This is a genomic window from Opacimonas viscosa, from assembly GCF_024199005.1.
GTDB classification, from domain to species: Bacteria; Pseudomonadota; Gammaproteobacteria; order Enterobacterales; family Alteromonadaceae; genus Opacimonas; species Opacimonas viscosa.
Map to the genome: position 1 here is coordinate 105083 of NZ_JANATA010000002.1, position 18952 is coordinate 124034.

Annotated in this window: 15 protein-coding genes; all 15 read left to right on the forward strand. The window is 40.4% G+C overall.

What is annotated here, in order from left to right:
• Positions 1-15 precede the first annotated feature (15 nt).
• The 15 genes from flgH to NLF92_RS02545 all read left to right on the forward strand — a co-directional run bounded on the left by flgH (position 16) and on the right by NLF92_RS02545 (position 18940).
• Positions 16-708, forward strand: coding sequence for a flagellar basal body L-ring protein FlgH (gene flgH / locus NLF92_RS02475; RefSeq protein ID WP_254098516.1), 693 nt, complete (start codon positions 16-18; stop codon positions 706-708).
• Positions 708-1847, forward strand: a complete 1140-nt coding sequence (locus tag NLF92_RS02480) for a flagellar basal body P-ring protein FlgI (RefSeq protein WP_432420203.1) — start codon at positions 708-710, stop codon at positions 1845-1847. The genes flgH and NLF92_RS02480 overlap by 1 nt, the downstream gene beginning before the upstream one ends.
• On the forward strand, positions 1847-2965 hold the full coding sequence (gene flgJ, locus NLF92_RS02485; RefSeq protein ID WP_254098518.1) for a flagellar assembly peptidoglycan hydrolase FlgJ: 1119 nt from the start codon (positions 1847-1849) through the stop codon (positions 2963-2965). Before NLF92_RS02480 ends, flgJ begins: the two co-directional genes overlap by 1 nt.
• Positions 2966-2967: 2 nt before the next feature.
• A complete protein-coding gene (locus tag NLF92_RS02490) occupies positions 2968-5115 on the forward strand; it encodes a FlgK family flagellar hook-associated protein (protein ID WP_254098520.1) in 2148 nt (715 codons plus the stop codon).
• 3 nt (positions 5116-5118) lie between these two features.
• Entirely contained in the window at positions 5119-6342 is a 1224-nt protein-coding gene (gene flgL / locus NLF92_RS02495; RefSeq protein ID WP_254098522.1) for a flagellar hook-associated protein FlgL, read from the forward strand.
• A 387-nt stretch (positions 6343-6729) separates the two neighbouring features.
• Positions 6730-7575 carry a flagellin N-terminal helical domain-containing protein gene (locus NLF92_RS02500; protein ID WP_254098524.1) on the forward strand — a complete coding sequence of 282 codons (846 nt, stop codon included), beginning with the start codon at positions 6730-6732 and terminating at the stop codon, positions 7573-7575.
• Between the two features lie 310 nt (positions 7576-7885).
• On the forward strand, positions 7886-8716 hold the full coding sequence (locus NLF92_RS02505; RefSeq protein ID WP_254098526.1) for a flagellin N-terminal helical domain-containing protein: 831 nt from the start codon (positions 7886-7888) through the stop codon (positions 8714-8716).
• Positions 8717-9010: 294 nt separating this feature from the next.
• Positions 9011-9835: a flagellin N-terminal helical domain-containing protein gene (locus tag NLF92_RS02510; RefSeq protein ID WP_254098528.1), complete on the forward strand. Its 825-nt coding sequence runs from the start codon at positions 9011-9013 to the stop codon at positions 9833-9835.
• A gap of 555 nt (positions 9836-10390) precedes the next feature.
• Positions 10391-11206: a flagellin N-terminal helical domain-containing protein gene (locus NLF92_RS02515; protein WP_254098530.1), complete on the forward strand. Its 816-nt coding sequence runs from the start codon at positions 10391-10393 to the stop codon at positions 11204-11206.
• A 57-nt stretch (positions 11207-11263) separates the two neighbouring features.
• Entirely contained in the window at positions 11264-11644 is a 381-nt protein-coding gene (locus tag NLF92_RS02520; RefSeq protein WP_254098532.1) for a flagellar protein FlaG, read from the forward strand.
• Between the two features lie 7 nt (positions 11645-11651).
• Positions 11652-13103 (forward strand): flagellar filament capping protein FliD, encoded by a 1452-nt coding sequence (gene fliD / locus NLF92_RS02525; RefSeq protein WP_254098534.1) that lies wholly within the window; start codon positions 11652-11654, stop codon positions 13101-13103.
• A 9-nt stretch (positions 13104-13112) separates the two neighbouring features.
• Positions 13113-13526, forward strand: coding sequence for a flagellar export chaperone FliS (fliS, locus tag NLF92_RS02530; protein ID WP_254098536.1), 414 nt, complete (start codon positions 13113-13115; stop codon positions 13524-13526).
• Between the two features lie 11 nt (positions 13527-13537).
• Positions 13538-13855, forward strand: a complete 318-nt coding sequence (locus tag NLF92_RS02535; protein WP_254098538.1) for a hypothetical protein — start codon at positions 13538-13540, stop codon at positions 13853-13855.
• Complete coding sequence (locus NLF92_RS02540) at positions 13856-17140, forward strand: motility associated factor glycosyltransferase family protein (RefSeq protein WP_254098540.1); 3285 nt, start codon at positions 13856-13858, stop codon at positions 17138-17140. It begins immediately after the preceding gene.
• A gap of 357 nt (positions 17141-17497) precedes the next feature.
• A complete protein-coding gene (locus tag NLF92_RS02545) occupies positions 17498-18940 on the forward strand; it encodes a sigma-54 dependent transcriptional regulator (RefSeq protein WP_254098640.1) in 1443 nt (480 codons plus the stop codon).
• Positions 18941-18952 lie beyond the last annotated feature (12 nt).

The following is an 18952-nucleotide window of genomic DNA, read 5'->3' on the forward strand; positions in this document are numbered from 1 at the left end:
TTAAGAGGTGTCGTGATGCGTTTTCATTATTTATTCAGTCTGTCGTTTGCTGTGTTTTTGTTGCAGGGGTGCTCCTCGACAACAACGACACCACCAGTGCAAGCCAATGACCCGTTTTACGCACCGCCGATCCCACCTATAGCCGCGACAAAGATTGTCGAAGATGGCGGGTTATTTCGAGCGCAAACGGCCAACAGTTTATACTCTGATGTAAAAGCAAGACGGGTTGGTGACATCATCACGGTGCAATTAAGAGAAAATACTAATGCCAGTAAATCGGCAGCAACTGCGACGTCACGAGAAAGTGGTGTTGAGCTGAGTCCGATTACCGGTCTAGGTGGCAATGCTATTAATATAGGTGGACAAGCCATTCAATTAGGGATTAACGGTGGTACCGAATTCAGCGGTGATGCTTCAACTAATCAAAGTAATAGTTTATCTGGCAATATTTCAGTGACAGTCGTGAATGTCTTGCCAAATAATAACTTGATTATTCGCGGAGAAAAATGGCTGACCCTAAACGCAGGGGATGAATACATCCGTTTAACAGGGATTATTCGCCCAGAAGACATCTCTCCAGGTAACCAAATCGAATCGAGCAAAATAGCAAATGCACGTATCCAATATAGTGGTACGGGAAGTTTTTCTGAAGCTCAACAACAAGGCTGGCTAACCCGGTTCTTTAACTCTTCATGGTGGCCATTATAATGTTTATGAAAATGCAAAACCCACTGACAAAGCTTTTCTGCGCTGGATTAGTACTGAGCATAGTCTTAAGTACCTCTGTTTTCGCCCAACAAAGAATTAAAGATCTCGCTTCTATTCAAGGGGTTAGAGCTAATCAATTAGTCGGTTATGGTTTAGTCGTTGGTTTACCTGGAACCGGTGAGCAGAGTCCTTTTACTGAACAGAGTTTTCGGACTATGTTGTCAAACTTTGGGATCAGTTTGGATGAAAATACCAAACCGAAAATTAAAAATGTAGCTGCCGTCGCCGTACATGCTGAGTTGCCAGCATTTGCCAAGCCAGGACAAACGATTGACATCACCGTTTCATCGGTAGGTGAAGCATCTAGTTTGCGTGGTGGCACATTATTGCGTACTTTTTTAAAAGGCTTAGATGGCCAAGTGTACGCCGTTGCTCAAGGCAGTTTAGTGGTGAGTGGTTTCGGTGCTCAAGGTGCAGATGGTTCTCGTATTATCGCTAATACACCTACGGTTGGACGGATCCCAAACGGGGCGCTAGTAGAAAGAGAAGTCCCCAGTGGACTAATGCATGGCAAAGAATTGACACTCAATTTACATCGCCCTGATTTTTCTACCGCACAAGCTTTAGCTAATGCAATTAATGAACGTTTGGGTGGTGATCCTCTTAACGGTACTGCTATCGCCAGACCGATTGACGCAACCTCAGTCAAGGTTTCTGCGCCAACTGATCAGAGTCAACGCATTGGCTTTTTGGCTACCATAGAAAACTTTACCTTTACCCCTGCGGATGCTTCTGCCCGTGTCGTGATTAATTCTCGGACCGGAACGATTGTGGTCGGTAAAAATGTTAGATTACTGCCGGCGGCAATTACCCATGGTGGTTTGACAGTCACGATTTCAGAGAATATTCAAGTTGATCAACCAAACCCACTAGCTCAAGGAGAGACCGCTATTACTCCTCAATCCATCATAGACGTGGATATGGCGGATTCAAGAATGTTTAAATTTGATCCAGGAGTGACGCTAGATGAACTCGTGCGTGCCGTCAACCAAGTTGGTGCTGCACCTGGTGATTTAATGGCTATTTTGGAAGCTCTGCGTCAAGCGGGTGCATTGCAAGGCGAATTGGTTGTTATCTAATGATTAAAAGTGACGGTTTTATGCCGGGTCAGCAATTACAAGATACCTTGGATATGTCACGTAATGTGCATGATTTAGGGAGCTTGGATAAGTTACGTCAAGCTGCAAGAACAGGTGACAAAGCTGCTTTAATGGAAGCTAGTAAGCAGTTTGAAGGAATCTTCATTAATATGATGATTAAATCGATGCGTAAAGCAAGTGATGTGCTAGCTGACGAGGATTCACCGATGAACTCTCAACAAGTATCGTTTTATCGTGATATGCATGACAAACAAATGGCAACATCCATGGCGACGAACAGTAGTATGGGATTAGCAAACGTTATCTATCAACAGTTTGGTGGGGATGATTCATTCACACCTTCTACCGTTATTCGCTCAGATGGTAATTTATCAGATTTACAGCGCAACCCTCATTTGCGAGTCAGTACTCAAGCAGCAACGCATAATGGGGTATCTAACATATCTCTTGACGCAGTTCGTGACACTAGAATGAATACGGAAAACTCAATCGCACCAGACGTGACTGTCACTAAAACAGCTGCATTTTCACGTCCGGAAGATTTTGTCACTACTCTTTACCCAGTTCTAGAAAAAGTAGCAGACGATATAGGTTTAGAGCCTCAAGCTTTGTTAGCCCAAGCTGCGGTTGAAACGGGTTGGGGAAAATATATGTTCCATACGAATAATGCGAATGCACATAATTTATTTGGCATAAAAGCGCATAACGGGTGGCATGGAGAGAAGGTCCAAGTACCTACGTTAGAATATGAAAATGGTACAGCTAAAAAAGTACATGCAGAGTTTCGTCAATATGATTCATTTGCTGATGCGGCTGATGACTACGTCCAGTTTTTACAAGATAACCCGCGTTATAAAACGGCACTTGCCAACACCGCCTCACCTAAAGCATATTTTACCGAGTTACAAAAAGCAGGGTATGCCACAGACCCTGATTATGCTCGTAAAGTACTGCATGTGTTAGATAGTAAAACGATGCAGGATGCGTTGAATAATTCAGATCTAGCGAAAATGAATGCCTCTGCGTCAGTTGCCAGTAGTGTACTGAGTAATGATGGTATGCAAGTTGACCCAGCGCAGCAAAGGAAAGGTGATTAACTATGACGATTAATTCTAATTTATTCACGATAGCCAATTCAGGTGTCACTGCGTCTAACACCTTGCTTAGTACGACAGGTCGTAATATCGCCAACGTCAATACAGAAGGGTATGTTCGTGAAACCACGCAATTCATCGGGGAACAGCACGGTGGTGTAGGACAAGGCACGACTGAAAGAGTACTGAGTTCTTTTGCGACCAATCAATTGCGTCGTGACACGACCAATGTTGGTGAATTAACGTCCTTTGCCCAAAATACTGGGAATCTAGATTCTATACTCGCGAATGAAGCAAATAGTGTCACTCAGGGGATGAGTTCTTTATTTGCAGCTATTCAAACAGCAGCAGATGACCCAACTAATTTACCATCACGAGATCTCGTGATTGGACAAACGACCACTTTACTGGGGCGGATGTCTGGGATTGGTTCGTACATGGATGATTTACAGCGCGAATTAAATCTATCCTTTGATAACCAAGTACAAAGAGCTAACAGCCTCATTCAAAATATTGCTGATTTAAATGAGTCGATTAGTGTTGTATCAGGTAATGGTCAAGTAGGTGATCCTAATGTTCTTATGAATGAGAGAGATTTAAATATTCTCGAATTAGCTGAGATCTTGTCTATTGAGACTAGGGTTTCGCAAAATGGAACCGGGGCGATCAATGTCAGTTTATCCTCAGGTGAGGCGTTGATCATGGATACTGGAAAATTTAATATTTTGCAAATGAGTAGTGAGGCAGATTTAAATTTCCGTACTTTGGAATTGAATACCGAATACTCTAGCACTGCCTCGAAGTTAAATACCTCCATCCATGTGACAGAGGAAAACATTGGTGGTGCATTAGGTGGGTTATTCAAGTTTCGCAATGATGTATTGGAACCGACAGCTAGAGAACTCGGACAAATGGCTTTGGTTTTAGCGGATAATCTGAATCAACAAAATGCTATGGGTATGGATCTCGACCAACAAATAGGTAGTGATATCATAGCGGTTCCTGAATTTGCAGCGTTGAACTACATTGATAATGCTAATTTGGATTCAGAAATGTATGGTCGCTTAACTCCCGGTGCCAGCCATCAGTTGATAGATTCTGATTACAGAATTACGATTTTAACACCTCCTTCAGGGGGCACTCCGAATACATTTGATATATCGGTTGATGCGCTTGATCCTGATGGGGCTCCAACGTTAGATGAGTTTAACAACCCGATTACACAAACTCTGACGGTTAGTGCTGAGGCTGCTACGTTTACCCCTGTTAATGGTGGTATAGAACTAGAGTTTCCTTCAGGAAGTAACTATGTAGTGGGTGATCGGTTTTTAATTCAGCCCACGCGTAATGCCGCGACTGAGATTACTATGGCAACGACTCGAGCTGAAGATTTAGCCTTTGCGGCGCCATTAAGAGCCCAAGAAAGTATTAATAATCTTGGCGATGCAAAAGTGACTGCAACCATTGTTACCAACACAAGTACAGTGGGTTCAGGACAGGAGCAATCAGCCTTTACTAGCACCAAAGCATTGCAGACGGCAACCCAATCACCTGATCCTGTGTTAGGACCACCTACAGAAATCCGTTTTACAGCTCGTGATGCTTATGACGTGTTGGACGCTAATGGGGCCACTATTGCTTCCGTAACAGGCGTGACTAGCTTAGATAACTTATTAGCTCAGGCCAAGAATGATGGTGCGTCGGGGTGGCCAGCATCGTTTAGCGCACTCAATGATTATCCTGGATATGACGTAAGCCTACAGGGTGAACCGCGCGCCAATGATAGTTTTTTTCTAGCGTATAACCTAAATGGTATTACAGATAATAGTAATGCTATTGCTATGGCGGATATTCAATCTAAAGGCACTATCAAAATTAGTAATAATAGCACTGGCCAACTTGCCACCCTGCATGAAAACTATGCCAACATGGTAGGTAAAGTAGGCGAAGCGGCTGGCCGTGCTCAGATTTCTCTGGAGGCTGCAGAAGTCATGAAAACCCAATCTGAGAATTGGTTTGATTCAGTTTCAGGTGTTAACTTGGACGAGGAAGCTGCAAATTTAGTGCGTTTTCAACAATCATATGCGGCATCCGCTAGGATTATTACGACAGCTCAAGAGATTTTCGATACAATTTTAGCGGCGGTGAGGTAAATAATGCGTATCTCTACTAATCAAATTTATAACCAAAATTTACGGGCGATCCTAGATAACCAATCAGCTTTGAGTGAAACTCAAATGCAACTCGCTACGGGTAAAAAACTGACAAAACCGTCGGACGACCCAGTAGGAGCCGCTAAAGTAATTCGCATTACCGAAGAGTTAGATAAAATCACCCAATTCAAACGCAATAATGATCTTTTGCAAAACTCACTAGAGCAACAAGATACCGTGTTAACTAGTATTAAAACGGCGCTCAATCGAGCTAGAGTGTTAACTGTTCAGTCCGGTTCTGGTGTTGTTGGGGTTGCTGAACGACAAGCCATTGCTAGTGAGATTTCACAGATCAGAGACGAAGTTTTCGATTTAATGAATACCCAAAATGCGAGTGGAGAATTTATTTTTGCTGGTTATCAATCTCAGGAACCTGCTTTTGCATTCAATTACGGCGCTACTGGAGCCCAATATACATTTCAGGGAGATACTGGTACCAATGAAGTAAAAATTTCTGATAGTGTGGCCATCCAAAGTACATCTTCTGGGCAAGATATTTTTGAAAATGTGTTTGCGCGTAAACGATTTAGTCTGGATAGTTCATCAGGTATGACGGCTAATAGTATTGATGTTACAAAGCAAGCTACCTTCGATCAATTTCATAATACTTATTATGACCCAACAAATCCTACTAATAACCAATTTGAAATGCGTGTCAACGGGACCAATGAGATTGAGGTCATACAAGTAGGTACAGGCACTATTATTGACACTTTACCTTTTGTGAGTGACGCAGCTTTCGAGTATGAGGGCTTAGAGTTAAATCTGACTGGAACACCAGGACAGTCGATTACAATATCACTAGATCCCCCAGTAAAAAGAAACGCTGCTGAAACGTTAAACCAATTTGTTCGTTCATTAACAGATGCCACAATATCGGATAGTGACTTTGCTCAAGCCTTATCAGATACTTTGGTTGGTATAGATAATGCGGCGAATAAGATTGCTTTAGAAAGTTCTTCATTGGGTGCACGAATGAATGTCGCTGAGCAAATCAATACAGCAAATTTAGATATTGAAATTGCCAACAAAACAGCCCGTTCTTCTATTCAAGATTTAGATTATGCAGAGGCCACAACGCGCTTTTCATTACAAGAAACGGCGTTCAATGCTGCACTAGCGACCTTTCCGAAAGTCACCAATTTAAGTCTATTCCAATACATATAGTATTTATATACTTCCCTACACCTGTCGATTCAAAAAGATTGCATCGGCAGGTGTAAATCCTGCACATCACAAACTCCAAAGTACCCCACTAACTTCACCGAACTCGACAAACTTCACAAACTTCACCGTACCTCACAAACTTCACAGTACCTCACAAACTTCAAAATAATCGTCAAAAAAATGGTGTTGTTGTCTTCATGTCCTGTATTTCTATCTTTTTTTGTAAATAGTCAATATTTGTTAAAGGGAATTTTTGATTTGTCGATAAGGATTCTGAGAGAGCCAGTAACACCAAGATTTTACCTTGGTGGGACTTTAAATATATATATCCGGAAATGATTCCGGCCTGCCAGCTCGTGCTGGACTGAGAGTAAAGGAGTGACTCATATGCCAATGTTCGTCAATACAAATGTGTCTGCACTAAACGCGCAGCGCCAACTTACCAATTCTTCAAATGCCCTAAGCCAATCTTTTGAACGTTTAAGTTCAGGTTTTCGAATCAACAGCGCGTCTGATGATGCTGCTGGTCTTCAGATTTCTGACCGAATGACCTCACAAATTAATGGTTTAAACCAAGCTGTACGCAATGCAAACGACGGTATTTCGTTAGCGCAAACCGCTGAGGGTGCACTGAATGAAACAACCAATTCATTACAACGAATCCGTCAACTAGCCGTGCAATCTCAAAGTGGTATTAACTCGGATGAAGATCAAGTTGCGATGCAAAAAGAAATTACTGCATTAGTGACTGAGATTGATCGCATAGCTAACGATACAGAATTCAACAACCAACGTGTGTTTAATAGTACTGACCGTTCATTTCTTGTCGGAGCTGAGGCAGGACAAACTATCACCGTGAAACTCGACTCGGGCATGAACGCTGCTGATCTTGGTGATAATACAAATAATATAGCAGATATTGATATCACAGCCGCAGCTGTTAGTGGCTCCGTTGGTGCAGCTGACGCATTAGCTGTTATCGATGGCGCTATCAGTAAGGTCAATGGCATGCGTGCTGACTTAGGTGCCGTCCAAAACCGCTTTGATTCGACTATCCGTAATTTAACGAATGTCTCTGAAAATACTGCCAGTGCGCGTTCCAGAATTCGTGATACAGACTTCGCTACAGAAACGGCTGAGTTAACCCGTAATCAGATCCTACAGCAAGCAAGCTCAACTATCTTAGCCCAAGCTAACCAGAGACCACAATCTGCGTTACAGCTGTTAGGTTAAGTGAATGACATTTGAGAATGATGCCAGGAGGTAGAATGGCTTTTTTCAAATGCAAAGAAGAGTTTGCTACCTCTCTAAACTAGCAATAATTGGGGCTTCGGCCCCGATTTTTCACACTTCTTCAATATTTCTTCATAATTTAGTGTTTTTTGCTAAAGGTTTTTTCGTGTCTGGACGATAACTTATATGTCAGAGGAACACTATAAAAATCAACGTACCCTGACCCGATACAACAGAGCGCAAAGCCACGTATCTACTGACACAAATAAAAATAATAAAGGTGTCTATTACAATTCGTTAGGAGATGACTATGTCGTTAAATGTCAATACGAATATTTCTTCGTTGAGTGCTCAACGTCAAATGTTCGAATCGTCAAATAGGCTTAATACAGCCTTTGAACGTCTTTCTTCAGGATTTAGAATTAATAGCGCCAAGGATGATGCAGCGGGATTACAGATTTCAGACCGCATGACCACCCAAATAGAAGGGTTGCAACAAGCGGTTCGAAATGCAAATGATGGGATTTCTTTAGCACAAGTTGCCGAAGGAGCCATGACTGAAATCACCAGTTCTTTACAAAGAATTAGAGTGTTAGCTATTCAGTCACAAAACGGAATTAATTCCGACTCTGATAGAAATGCACTTGATAAAGAAGTTCAAGACCTATTAGAGGAAGTGAGTAGAATTGCGGCTACAACTCAGTTTGCCGGTAGTTCGATACTTCAAGGAGACTACTCTTCAGCATTTTTAGTTGGAGCACAAAGTGGTCAAACTGTCAGTATCAACTTATCGCGTAATCAAGGGTTTGGTGCAATCGGTTTACTCGGAGCAGCCGCTCTATCAGTAAGTACTGTGGCTGGTTCAGTCTCGGCTATTGCTAGATTAGATACTGCAATAGATGCGGTGAACACCGAACGAGCAAGTTTAGGTGCTGTTCAGAACCGCTTTGAGTCGACCATTCGAAATTTAGCAAACGTTAGCGAAAACGTGAGTGCAGCTAGATCGAGAATTAGAGATACCGACTTTGCTGTAGAAACAGCGGAACTAACCAGATGGCAAATTATTCAACAGGCAAGTATCCAAATACTTTCCCAAGCGAATCAAAGACCACAAGCTGCGTTAAGTTTACTGCAAGGTTAGTTTGCTTTAGTGTTAAGTATACTGAAGCAAATACTATCTAAGAAAACCGGAGAGTTTTTTGGATGAAAAGGATGCACACTATGGGCAAGTTGGATGCCGACTGACAGGAATGATGCCAGGAGGTAGTGAGAGGTATGAGGTCTGAATCATCATACCTGTCCGTCAGCTAGAGCTCGCGCTCCCTTTAAGCTTATAATTAGTGAGTTATAAGCACCAGTCAAATCCTTGACTGGCAATAGGATAAAGCATTTAGTGTGCCAAAAAATATATTTAAATGGAAGTTAGGAGAAAAGGATGTCTATTTACGTTAATACTAATATGTCTTCGATTACAGCGAGAAGACAACTGATTGACTCAAGCAATAGTTTGAACACAGCTTTTGAAAGGTTATCGTCGGGTTTTCGAATCAATAGTGCTAAAGATGATGCCGCTGGTTTACAGATTTCAGACAGAATGACATCTCAGATAGAAGGTTTGCAACAAGGTATTAGAAATGCAAATGACGGTATTTCTTTAGCCCAAACCATTGAAGGTTCATTACAGGAATCATCATCAGCTTTGCAACGTATTCGTCAATTGACGATCCAAGCACAAAGTGGGATCAATACAGATGCTGATCTTGATGCAATACAAAAAGAAATAGGCGCGCTTAAAGACGAAATTTCTAGGATTGCAAGTACTTCACAGTTCAATGGGGTAAACGTATTAACCGGTGATTTTAAAGCTTCTTTTTTGGTAGGCTCTAATGCAGGACAAACGATTGATATTAATTTATCAAAATTAAATGGATTTGGTTACAATGGTCTATTTTCAGGGTTTGATATCGATGTGAAGACGAATGCATCAACATCATTAGCAAGAATTGATGCCGCATTATCGACCATTAATGGCACACGTTCGGACCTAGGTGCGATTCAGAATCGTTTTGATTCGACGATTAGAAATTTAACTAACATAGCTGAAAACGTAAGTGCGGCAAGATCTCGAATTCGAGATACGGATTTTGCCACTGAAACGGCAGAACTTACCCGCTCTCAGATTATACAACAAGCTACGACAACGATTTTGACGCAGGCAAACCAAAAACCTCAGGCTGCTTTGAGCCTGCTACAAGGTTAACAATAGGGTAGGTTATATTTAAAAAATCGACTGGCAGGACTGAGAGTAAAGAAGTGGTTGAGAGGCCAGTTTTCAAACTTTAATCCCACCAGTCGAGAAAACAGTTGCTCAACTCCTAACGAGAGCATTTAGCCAAACATTGCGTTTGGCTTTTTTTTTGTCAATTAAATGACAAAAAAGATATGAGCAAAGTTACAAACGATATTCAGCAAACCTTATGCCAACTTCCAAAACTTTTGCAAAGAAATCTTATTATCGTCTCATTGTTCCTAAGACATAGAGTCTGTTTGGCTACCTAAGAGTTTCTGCATGTTGCATAAGAGTCTTTATCACTGAAATACGTACACACTAGAAGGTTGATTTATATGAATATTATATTTATTACAAAAAAACCTTAAGCTTTTTTCTTAGGTGACGATAACTTATTTGAGAGGAATGAATAACTGTAGTGGGTTGTTTATTCGAGGCGACTTTTGGAGTAGTGACCAAAGTCAAAAATAGGTTGAATTATTCGCATATACCGGAAGTAGCGATAGTTCACATGAGGTATATAAAATGTCTTTATTCGTTAATACAAATGTATCCGCGTTAAACGCGCAACGTCAAATGTTTGATACAAACAACTCTTTAAGCACGTCTTTTGAACGCTTATCTTCTGGTTTTAGAATTAACTCTGCATCTGATGATGCTGCTGGTTTACAAATTTCTGACCGTCTAACTACCCAAATCCAAGGTTTAAACCAAGGCGTTAGAAATGCTAACGATGGGATTTCAGTTGCACAAACAGCTGAGGGTGCACTTAGCGAGATCACCACATCATTACAGCGTATGCGTCAACTCGCAGTACAATCTCAAAACGGTGTTAATAGTGCAGATGATCGCGAAGCTCTAAACAAAGAAGTGACAGCTTTAGTAACGGAAATTTCTAGAATCACCTCGGATACTGAATTTAATGGTGTCAGTTTATTCGACGGCACATTTAATGCGAATTTCCTAGTAGGTGCAGATACTGGTCAAAATATCAATATTACGATTGCTGATACAGATGCTACTACTCTAGGTATTAATGCTTCTTCAGTCAGTACAGCCGCTGCAGCATCAACTGCAATGGCAGCTATCGATGGAGCTATTTCGACAGTCAATGGTATTCGAGCTGACTTAGGTGCGACACAAAACCGTTTTGAATCCACCATTAGAAATATCTCAAATATTGCAGAAAATCTTTCAGGGGCACGTTCTCGCATTAGAGATACAGATTTTGCCACAGAGACGGCAAATCTTACCCGTAATCAGATTCTACAACAGGCGTCAATATCAATATTGAGTCAGGCAAACCAGCGACCACAGGCTGCGTTATCCCTACTAGGTTAATTTACAATATGATAAAACGGGGCCTAGGCCCCGTTTCTTGTTTATGAGGTATGTATTATGGAAATCAATTCAACTACAAGTGGTCAGATTCTTGCAAACAGCTTGAATGAAAAGGGGACGGTTCAGCCAACATATCCTGAGGTAACAGTTAATCTGGGCGAACAGGAAAAAATACGTATGCAAAATGATGTGACACTAGAGACAAATCTAGTAGAGCTAGAAGCTGCGGTAGCGACCTTAGAACCCGTCAATCGTGATTTAAATTTTCAGATAGATAAAAACAGCGCTAAAACTATTGTTTCTGTTGTGGATAGTGAGTCGGGAGATGTGATTCGACAAATCCCTTCTGAAGAATTTATCAAAATTGCCGAAAAGATAAAAGATATGGCTGAGAATAGTGAATTGCGCTCAGGCATTTTATTTAATAGTGAAGTATAGGTGACTTATGTCAATCCAATCATTAGGTGTAGGTTCAGGTCTTGATTTAGAGTCTTTAGTCGGACAATTACTCAATGCTGAAAGAGCGCCTAAAGTCGCAGCACTTGATCGAAGAGAAAGTGCTGTTGAGTCTACTATTTCTAGTTTTGGGAAATTAAAGTCCAAACTTTCTGATTTTCAAACGTCTTTAGAAGATTTACTGGAAGCTTCGGATTTACAGTCGCGTAAACCCTTGATCTCGGAGCCATCTGAGGACATTGAAGTGCTTGAGGCTACCGCTGGTTCAAAAGCCCTAGAAGGTGCATATCAAGTTACTGTTCAGCAACTTGCCAGTGGCTCTCGAATCGAAACAGTCAACGCACAAAATGGCGGTTTTGCTAATTCAGCAGATAGTGTGCTGTCATCGGGCACGGGAAAACTGACGTTCTCCTTGGCGTCGGATAGTGACAGTTTTTCTATTGATGTGACTGCTGGCATGACCTTGACTGAACTTAGGGAAGCTATTAATGCAAATGAAGATAACTTTGGTGTCAGTGCGAACATTATCGATACTGGCACTGCTGATGGGGTTAAGTTGGTCTTTCTTTCAGAGAAAACCGGGAAGGGTAATGACCTTATCATCGAAAATACTGACGACATTGCCGAATTACAAAAATTGAGTACAACAGATTCTACCGGGACAGCTAGTTATTTATCTCCGGTGGTTGCTGCAGACAATGCCAAGGCTGTAATTGATGGTATAGCGGTAGAAAGTACATCTAATGAATTTGAAAATACCATACAAAACGTCAGCTTCACTGTTAAAGATGTATCACCATTTGGTAATGACGGGGTGACCCGCCAAGCTACAGAATTAAATATTGGTTTAGATAAAGATGCGACAAAGGAAAAAATTGAAGCCTTTGTTGAAAAATATAACAGCTTGGTTGACGAGATTGATAGTTTGACCAGTTATGGTGAGACCGATGCTGATGCTGATGGTGCACTCGCAGGTGATTCAATGACACGTGGGATCCGTCAAGGATTATCTTCCATCGTTGGTAGTGCTGTAGCTGGCAATGCTTTGGGTGGTTTGTTCTCAATCGGGGTTGAGCTAGATAGTGATGGTCGCTTAGAAATAGGTTCATCTGACTTTGGTCTCGGTTCAGGCGCTGAAAGATTGGACGATGCCCTAGATGACAATTTTGATGAAATTGCGAATTTATTTGCGTCAGAAAATACTGGCATAGCATATCTATTAAACGATTTTGTTGAACAATATATCAGTTCCTCAGGTTTAATTTCATCACGAGAAACCACGGCAAAAAGTGAACAAGATGCAATAAATGATGACCGTGCCACGCTAGAACTCAGAATGGCAAGTTATGAAGATACATTAAGAGATAAATATTTGAACCTGGATCAAACGGTCGCTCGTTTGAATCAAACCAGCCAAGCATTATTATCCTCGTTAGGGTAGGAGTAGAAAATGTCATACAAAGCAATCAATGCTTATCAGAAAGACTCTCTGAAACAACAATTAGTGAATGCTGATCCGCATAAATTAACCTTGATGTTGATGAGTGGAGCTATAGATCGTTTAGCATATGCAAAAGGTGCTATAGATCGCACAGATCTCGTTGCGAAATCAGAGTATTTGTCAAAAGCGACGGCAATTATAATTAACTTACGCGATACCGTTGATATTGATGTCAGTCCAGAATTTGGGTCAAACATAGTGGCGCTTTATAACTATATGTTGGAATTGATTAATCAGGCCAACATCGAGAACTCTACATCTGAAATTTCCGATGTGATCGGGTTGTTAGCACCTATAAGGGATGCGTGGGCGAGTATTCCAAAAAGTGAAATAGAGTCAGCATATCAGAGTAAGTCAGCGTAGAGGACAGGATTATGTTATCACATGAGTTTACTCCTCCTGCGTTGGCCGAAATTAATACAAACTTGGAAGGTTTATTGCATACTTCGAATGAAAGTGCTGATTTGAATGACGAAAAAATGTCAGTAGCTCTTAAGTTGGTTAATGTAAGGTGTACTTTCATTGATAATTATTTAAGAGATGATCAAATCAAAAATAAACAAGGCTTTATTGAAAAAGAGCTACTCTCCCAGAAGTACCTTGAAGAACTGTTTGCTAATTTGCGAGATGCCACTCAGCAAACATTGGCACAGTTGAAGCGAGCTAGGAGGGATATTAAGAAGTTTGGATAAATGGATAAAAATCTCAGTAATTATACCCGTGACCCTATTGCAGCAGTAAGTGCGCATATTAACCAATCAAAACCTCTGTTTGAAAGTAACCTCAAAGCCTTTCGAAAATCCATTCCAAGTCTATTACCTTTGGTTAAACAACCAAGCACAAAGTATGAAGTATTTGCGCATGATGCATCGGATGGTGTTCAGCCGACAAATATTTTTACAATCAAAACTCAGCAATGCGTATACGGTTATCATGGTAAACAAAGTGTAGCTCTTCAATTTCAAAGTTTTATTGAAAATTTATCCGAATATAAGTTAGCGAATCGCCATATAAATACCGAACAATCCAGTGATGTGTGTGTCATATTGGGACTTGGTGCAGGCTGGCATTTAGAGCATATGCTTACGGCCAAAAAGTTCAAATACATTATTGTCTACGATACGCAAAGTGACATGTTAAATATCAGTGCCCAAATTATTGATTGGACACATATTTTTCAGTTAGCAGAAGAGCAACAAACACAAATTTTCTTGCAGATCCCCAACAGCGGACAGCGTATTTCGGATGATTTAAAAGAGTTGCGTCAACAATGTGTTGTGGGTGATGTCTACATCTATCAGCATTTTAATGACAAAGTATTTTGTGAGTTTATGGCAAGTGTTTTGTACCCAGAATCTGTGTTGGATGATATCGATGATAGTTTTTATCCAAAATATTCAGCAGGTGACCGAAATACGTTGCAGCTACTAACATCTTCTAATGATAAGTTTCAAAAAAATATAGCCACGTTTAATAACGAGATTGCTAATATTGCTCAAACATACCACCAGTATACTCCTAAACAATGGACGCCTTGTATTATTGATGGCGCATTTAACCTGATTGATCAATCTACTCACGTGCTTTTGTTTGATTACCTGCACGCTAAAAGTAGTGAACTCAATGTGCAAAACTTTATGACTGATCCGCATAAAGATGAGTTGATTATTAATATAAAAAGCATCAAACATATCCATTACTTGCATCATCAAATGAATCAAAAAATTGGACAGTTAATTGATGGGGAACTTGTTGAAAAAAACATATTACCCGAAGTGATTGAGTCTTTTATTGTCTATGGATTGGAAGTAGGGTTTTGTTTTGAAGCGCTCACTGCCAAATTAACCATCAAAAACTTGATCATCTGTGAAAGCGAATTGGATTTTTTCTACGCTTCATTATATTTTGTTGATTGGGCCAATATATTGGAACGTTGTAAAAAAGATGATGGGCATATTTATTTTAATATCGGGGATAACGGACAACATCTGATTGATGACTTTAATCTACAGTTTCACAAGATCGGTCAACATAATTTAGCCCAAACCTATTTTTATAAACCTTACCCGAATGTACATTTAGATGAGATTTTTAATGAATTAAGGGATTCATTGCGCTCAGCACTTATCCTAGGGGAAAATGCGGATTATTCACTGCATTGTCTGGCACATACCCAAGAAGGAATTAATCGCGACTTACCGATATTAGCTGTGTCAGATTCTCAAGAGCACAAACAAACGCCGGTTTTTATTATTGGTAATGGCCCCTCGTTGGATAATGCTATCTCCGAAATACGAGAAAATGCCGACAATGCAATCATCATATCCTGTGGCACGGCTTTGTCTGCACTATTGAATTATGGTATCAAACCCGATATTCATGCTGAGGTCGAAGCTAATATGGCATCTTACTGCTGGATTGTAAGAAATAGTTCAGCAGAACAGCGTGCTGGTATACATTTTATTTCTTGTAACGGCGTGCATCCTGATACGGTTGATTTGTTTGATATGTCTTTTCTTGCGGTCAAAGCTGGAGAGTCAGCTAGTCATTATTTTTTTAAGGCGTATCCGCAACTGCAAAAATTACATCATGCGTATCCAACAGTCAGTAACTTTGTTTTGAGTTTTGTGCTGGCTGCAGGGTTTGAAAACGTCTATTTACATGGCGTTGATCTTGGCTTTATCAACAAAGAAAATCATCATTCTAAACAGTCAGGGTATTATTCAGACGGCCAGGAAATAACGAATTTTGTCGCAGACAATGCAGATACTTTGAAAGTGCCAGGAAATTTTCTACAACAGGTCGAAACCAAGTTTGAATTTAAGTTAGCTGTAGATACTATGCGGGATCTACTCAAAGCATATAAAGGAGTTGTAGTTTATAACACCAGTAACGGCGCGTTTATTCCCGGGACTTTTCCCTTGCAACCGGATTTATTAATGATCCCTAACAGCGATAAAAAAGCGGTGCTCAACACTTTTTTTGACAGCCAATTTATTAAACCTTCTTCGCTTAAGCTCAATGCTAAAATTGATGCCCCCCTCTCTGCATCGTTGTTAAAAGAGTTTGTCATTGAACTGCCTTTGCAGCATAGGTCTATGTCTAGTTTTATTGAGGATTTACGAGCTAAACAAGTCAAGCTTGTTAAAGAACACAGTATTGCCTTGTATTGCTTGAATGGAACATTACAAGGTTTCTTAGCCCGTCTACTTAAACATGCATACTGTTTTGATGATACTCAATTACTTGGTACGATTATTGACGCGTGGAACCATTTTATTTACGAATTAACGGCTAGAATAGATGATCCAGAAGGACTCCCTTTTGACACGACATGTGCCCATCCAGAATTTGTCGCACAAAAGTTGTTAAAAGAATACTATGTTGATAGTACTCATCAACTACAAATATTTTGTTGCGATTCGCCAGTGGCTGAAGTACTCGAAGATTTAATCAGTTTTTATCAACTTGACCACGCTATCTCAGTACATACGAATGCGTCAGATGTACAAGAGAAATTCAAAACACTATTCGTGGTGAATAGTAAAACACGCGAAATCAGTGCTGAGTTAAGTGATACAAAGGATAATGAGAATGTCGTGTTTTATTATCAATGCCACTCTAATAGCCAAGAGGGCAGCTACCAGACACGTATCATCGACCCAGAAAATGCAGCATTTACTCACCGAGATACGAATCAACTTTTTTTGAAATTATTGACGATTATGGCGCACCAAAGTATTGCGGAGTGGGTTATGATTAAATCAAGTTATTCAGCACAACTCACGGATATTGTATTCCCTCGAATACCTGCACAACAGACTGAATATCGTTATGACTCATATTGGTTTTTATTTATAAGCTCAAAGACGTTATCCCGCAAGCAACAAAAGTTGACTGCAGGTATGAGGCTGCAAAGAGTTTTTAGTAAATTTACTCATGCAGATATAAGGCTACCCAACGATACTAAAAAGTAATATAGCATCCATGTTGGGTATTGTTTTTTATACCGTGGATGTTTTTTGGTTGATTAAAAAATGTTCGCCTGAAAATTGGCGTATTTTACTGTAAGAAATTGACTGTTGCTTTGGAATCAAGAGCTGCAGAGGGAAATCGGCAATCTCTTACAAAATAATAAGCGTCACCATCGTCAAAAAATCTGCTACTACGTCAAAACTTTGTTATACTTCTCAATAATGTTGCTCTAAGTACTAAGACAAAGGATGTCTTGCTGTTGAATTTTGAGTTTTCTTGATAAGCAGTAAAATATTATGTATTTAGATTCTAACTACACCAGAAAGAACGACAGTCAAAACCAAGATGGCAAGGATGCTATGAAAGACTTTTTAATTATTAGTGACGATATTTCTCGTCGCCAAAATTTATCCACTATTGTAAATTTTTTAGGTGAAAATTGCCGAACAGCAGAATTCGGTAAAGCCATTGATTTACTAAAAGTTGGAGCAGAGCTTGAAGGTGTCATTATTGATGCTACAGATGTCTCACTAGCCTTGGATGTATCAGAAAAATTCCCCCTTATTCCTTTTGTGATTGTCGGTTCTAAACCAGATCATCAGTCAATTGTGCCCAATATTATCGGGGAGTTAATCGAGCCAGTTACTTATCCTGCATTAACTCAAATGCTGGAAAAATGCAGAAGCCATTTAATGAACCGTCCCAAGAAATCACGCAAAACGTCTAAAACCATTTTGTTTCGTTCTTTGGTTGGTGAAAGTCAGCAGATCCAACATGTAAGAAGACTTATTGAGCAAGTAGCGCCAACTGAAGCGAACGTGCTTATTTTGGGTGAATCAGGGACTGGCAAAGAAGTGATTGCTAGAAATATTCATTATATGTCACCACGTAAAGATCAGGCGTTTGTTCCTGTTAATTGTGGTGCAATTCCTGATGAACTCTTAGAAAGTGAGTTATTTGGCCATGAGAAAGGCGCTTTTACAGGTGCGGTATCTGCTCGAAAAGGACGCTTTGAACTCGCCGAAGGTGGGACACTATTTCTTGATGAGATTGGTGACATGCCGTTACAAATGCAAGTTAAATTGTTGCGTGTGTTACAAGAGCGAACTTTTGAACGCGTGGGTGGTAATAAATCCATTAAATGTAATGTACGGATCCTAGCAGCTACGCATAGAAATCTTGATAAAATGATCGAGGAAGAAAGTTTTCGTGAAGATTTATATTATCGATTAAATGTATTTCCGATAGAAAGCCCATCTCTGAAAGAACGCGCGGGTGATATTCCATTATTGTTACAAGAGTTAATTGCTCGTCTAGAAGGACAGGGACAAAGAACTGTCCGTTTTACACAAGGTGCCCTAACTTCTTTATCCCAATACAAATGGCCGGGCAATGTAAGAGAATTATCAAATTTGGTCGAACGTTTGGCGATATTGTTTCCAGCACAAGTGGTTGATGTGTTTGATTTACCAACAAAATATCAATGTGGCGAGCTGCCAACAACCCAAACGGTTGAAACAGAAGCGGCGCTAGAAAAACATATGATCAATGAAGTCTTTGCCGGTCGTCACGTCACTGAGTTTGCCGATGAGATAGAGCCAGCTGGTATTCCTTCAGCAGGAGCTGCGACATTACCGACCAATGGCGTGAACCTTAAAGAGTATTTGTCAGAATTAGAAATCAACTTAATTCAACAAGCGCTTGAGCAACAAGAATGGGTGGTGGCGAGAGCGGCAGATCAACTAGGGATGCGAAGAACGACTTTGGTTGAGAAAATGCGTAAATACGAAATCAATAGATAATAAAAGTTCTTA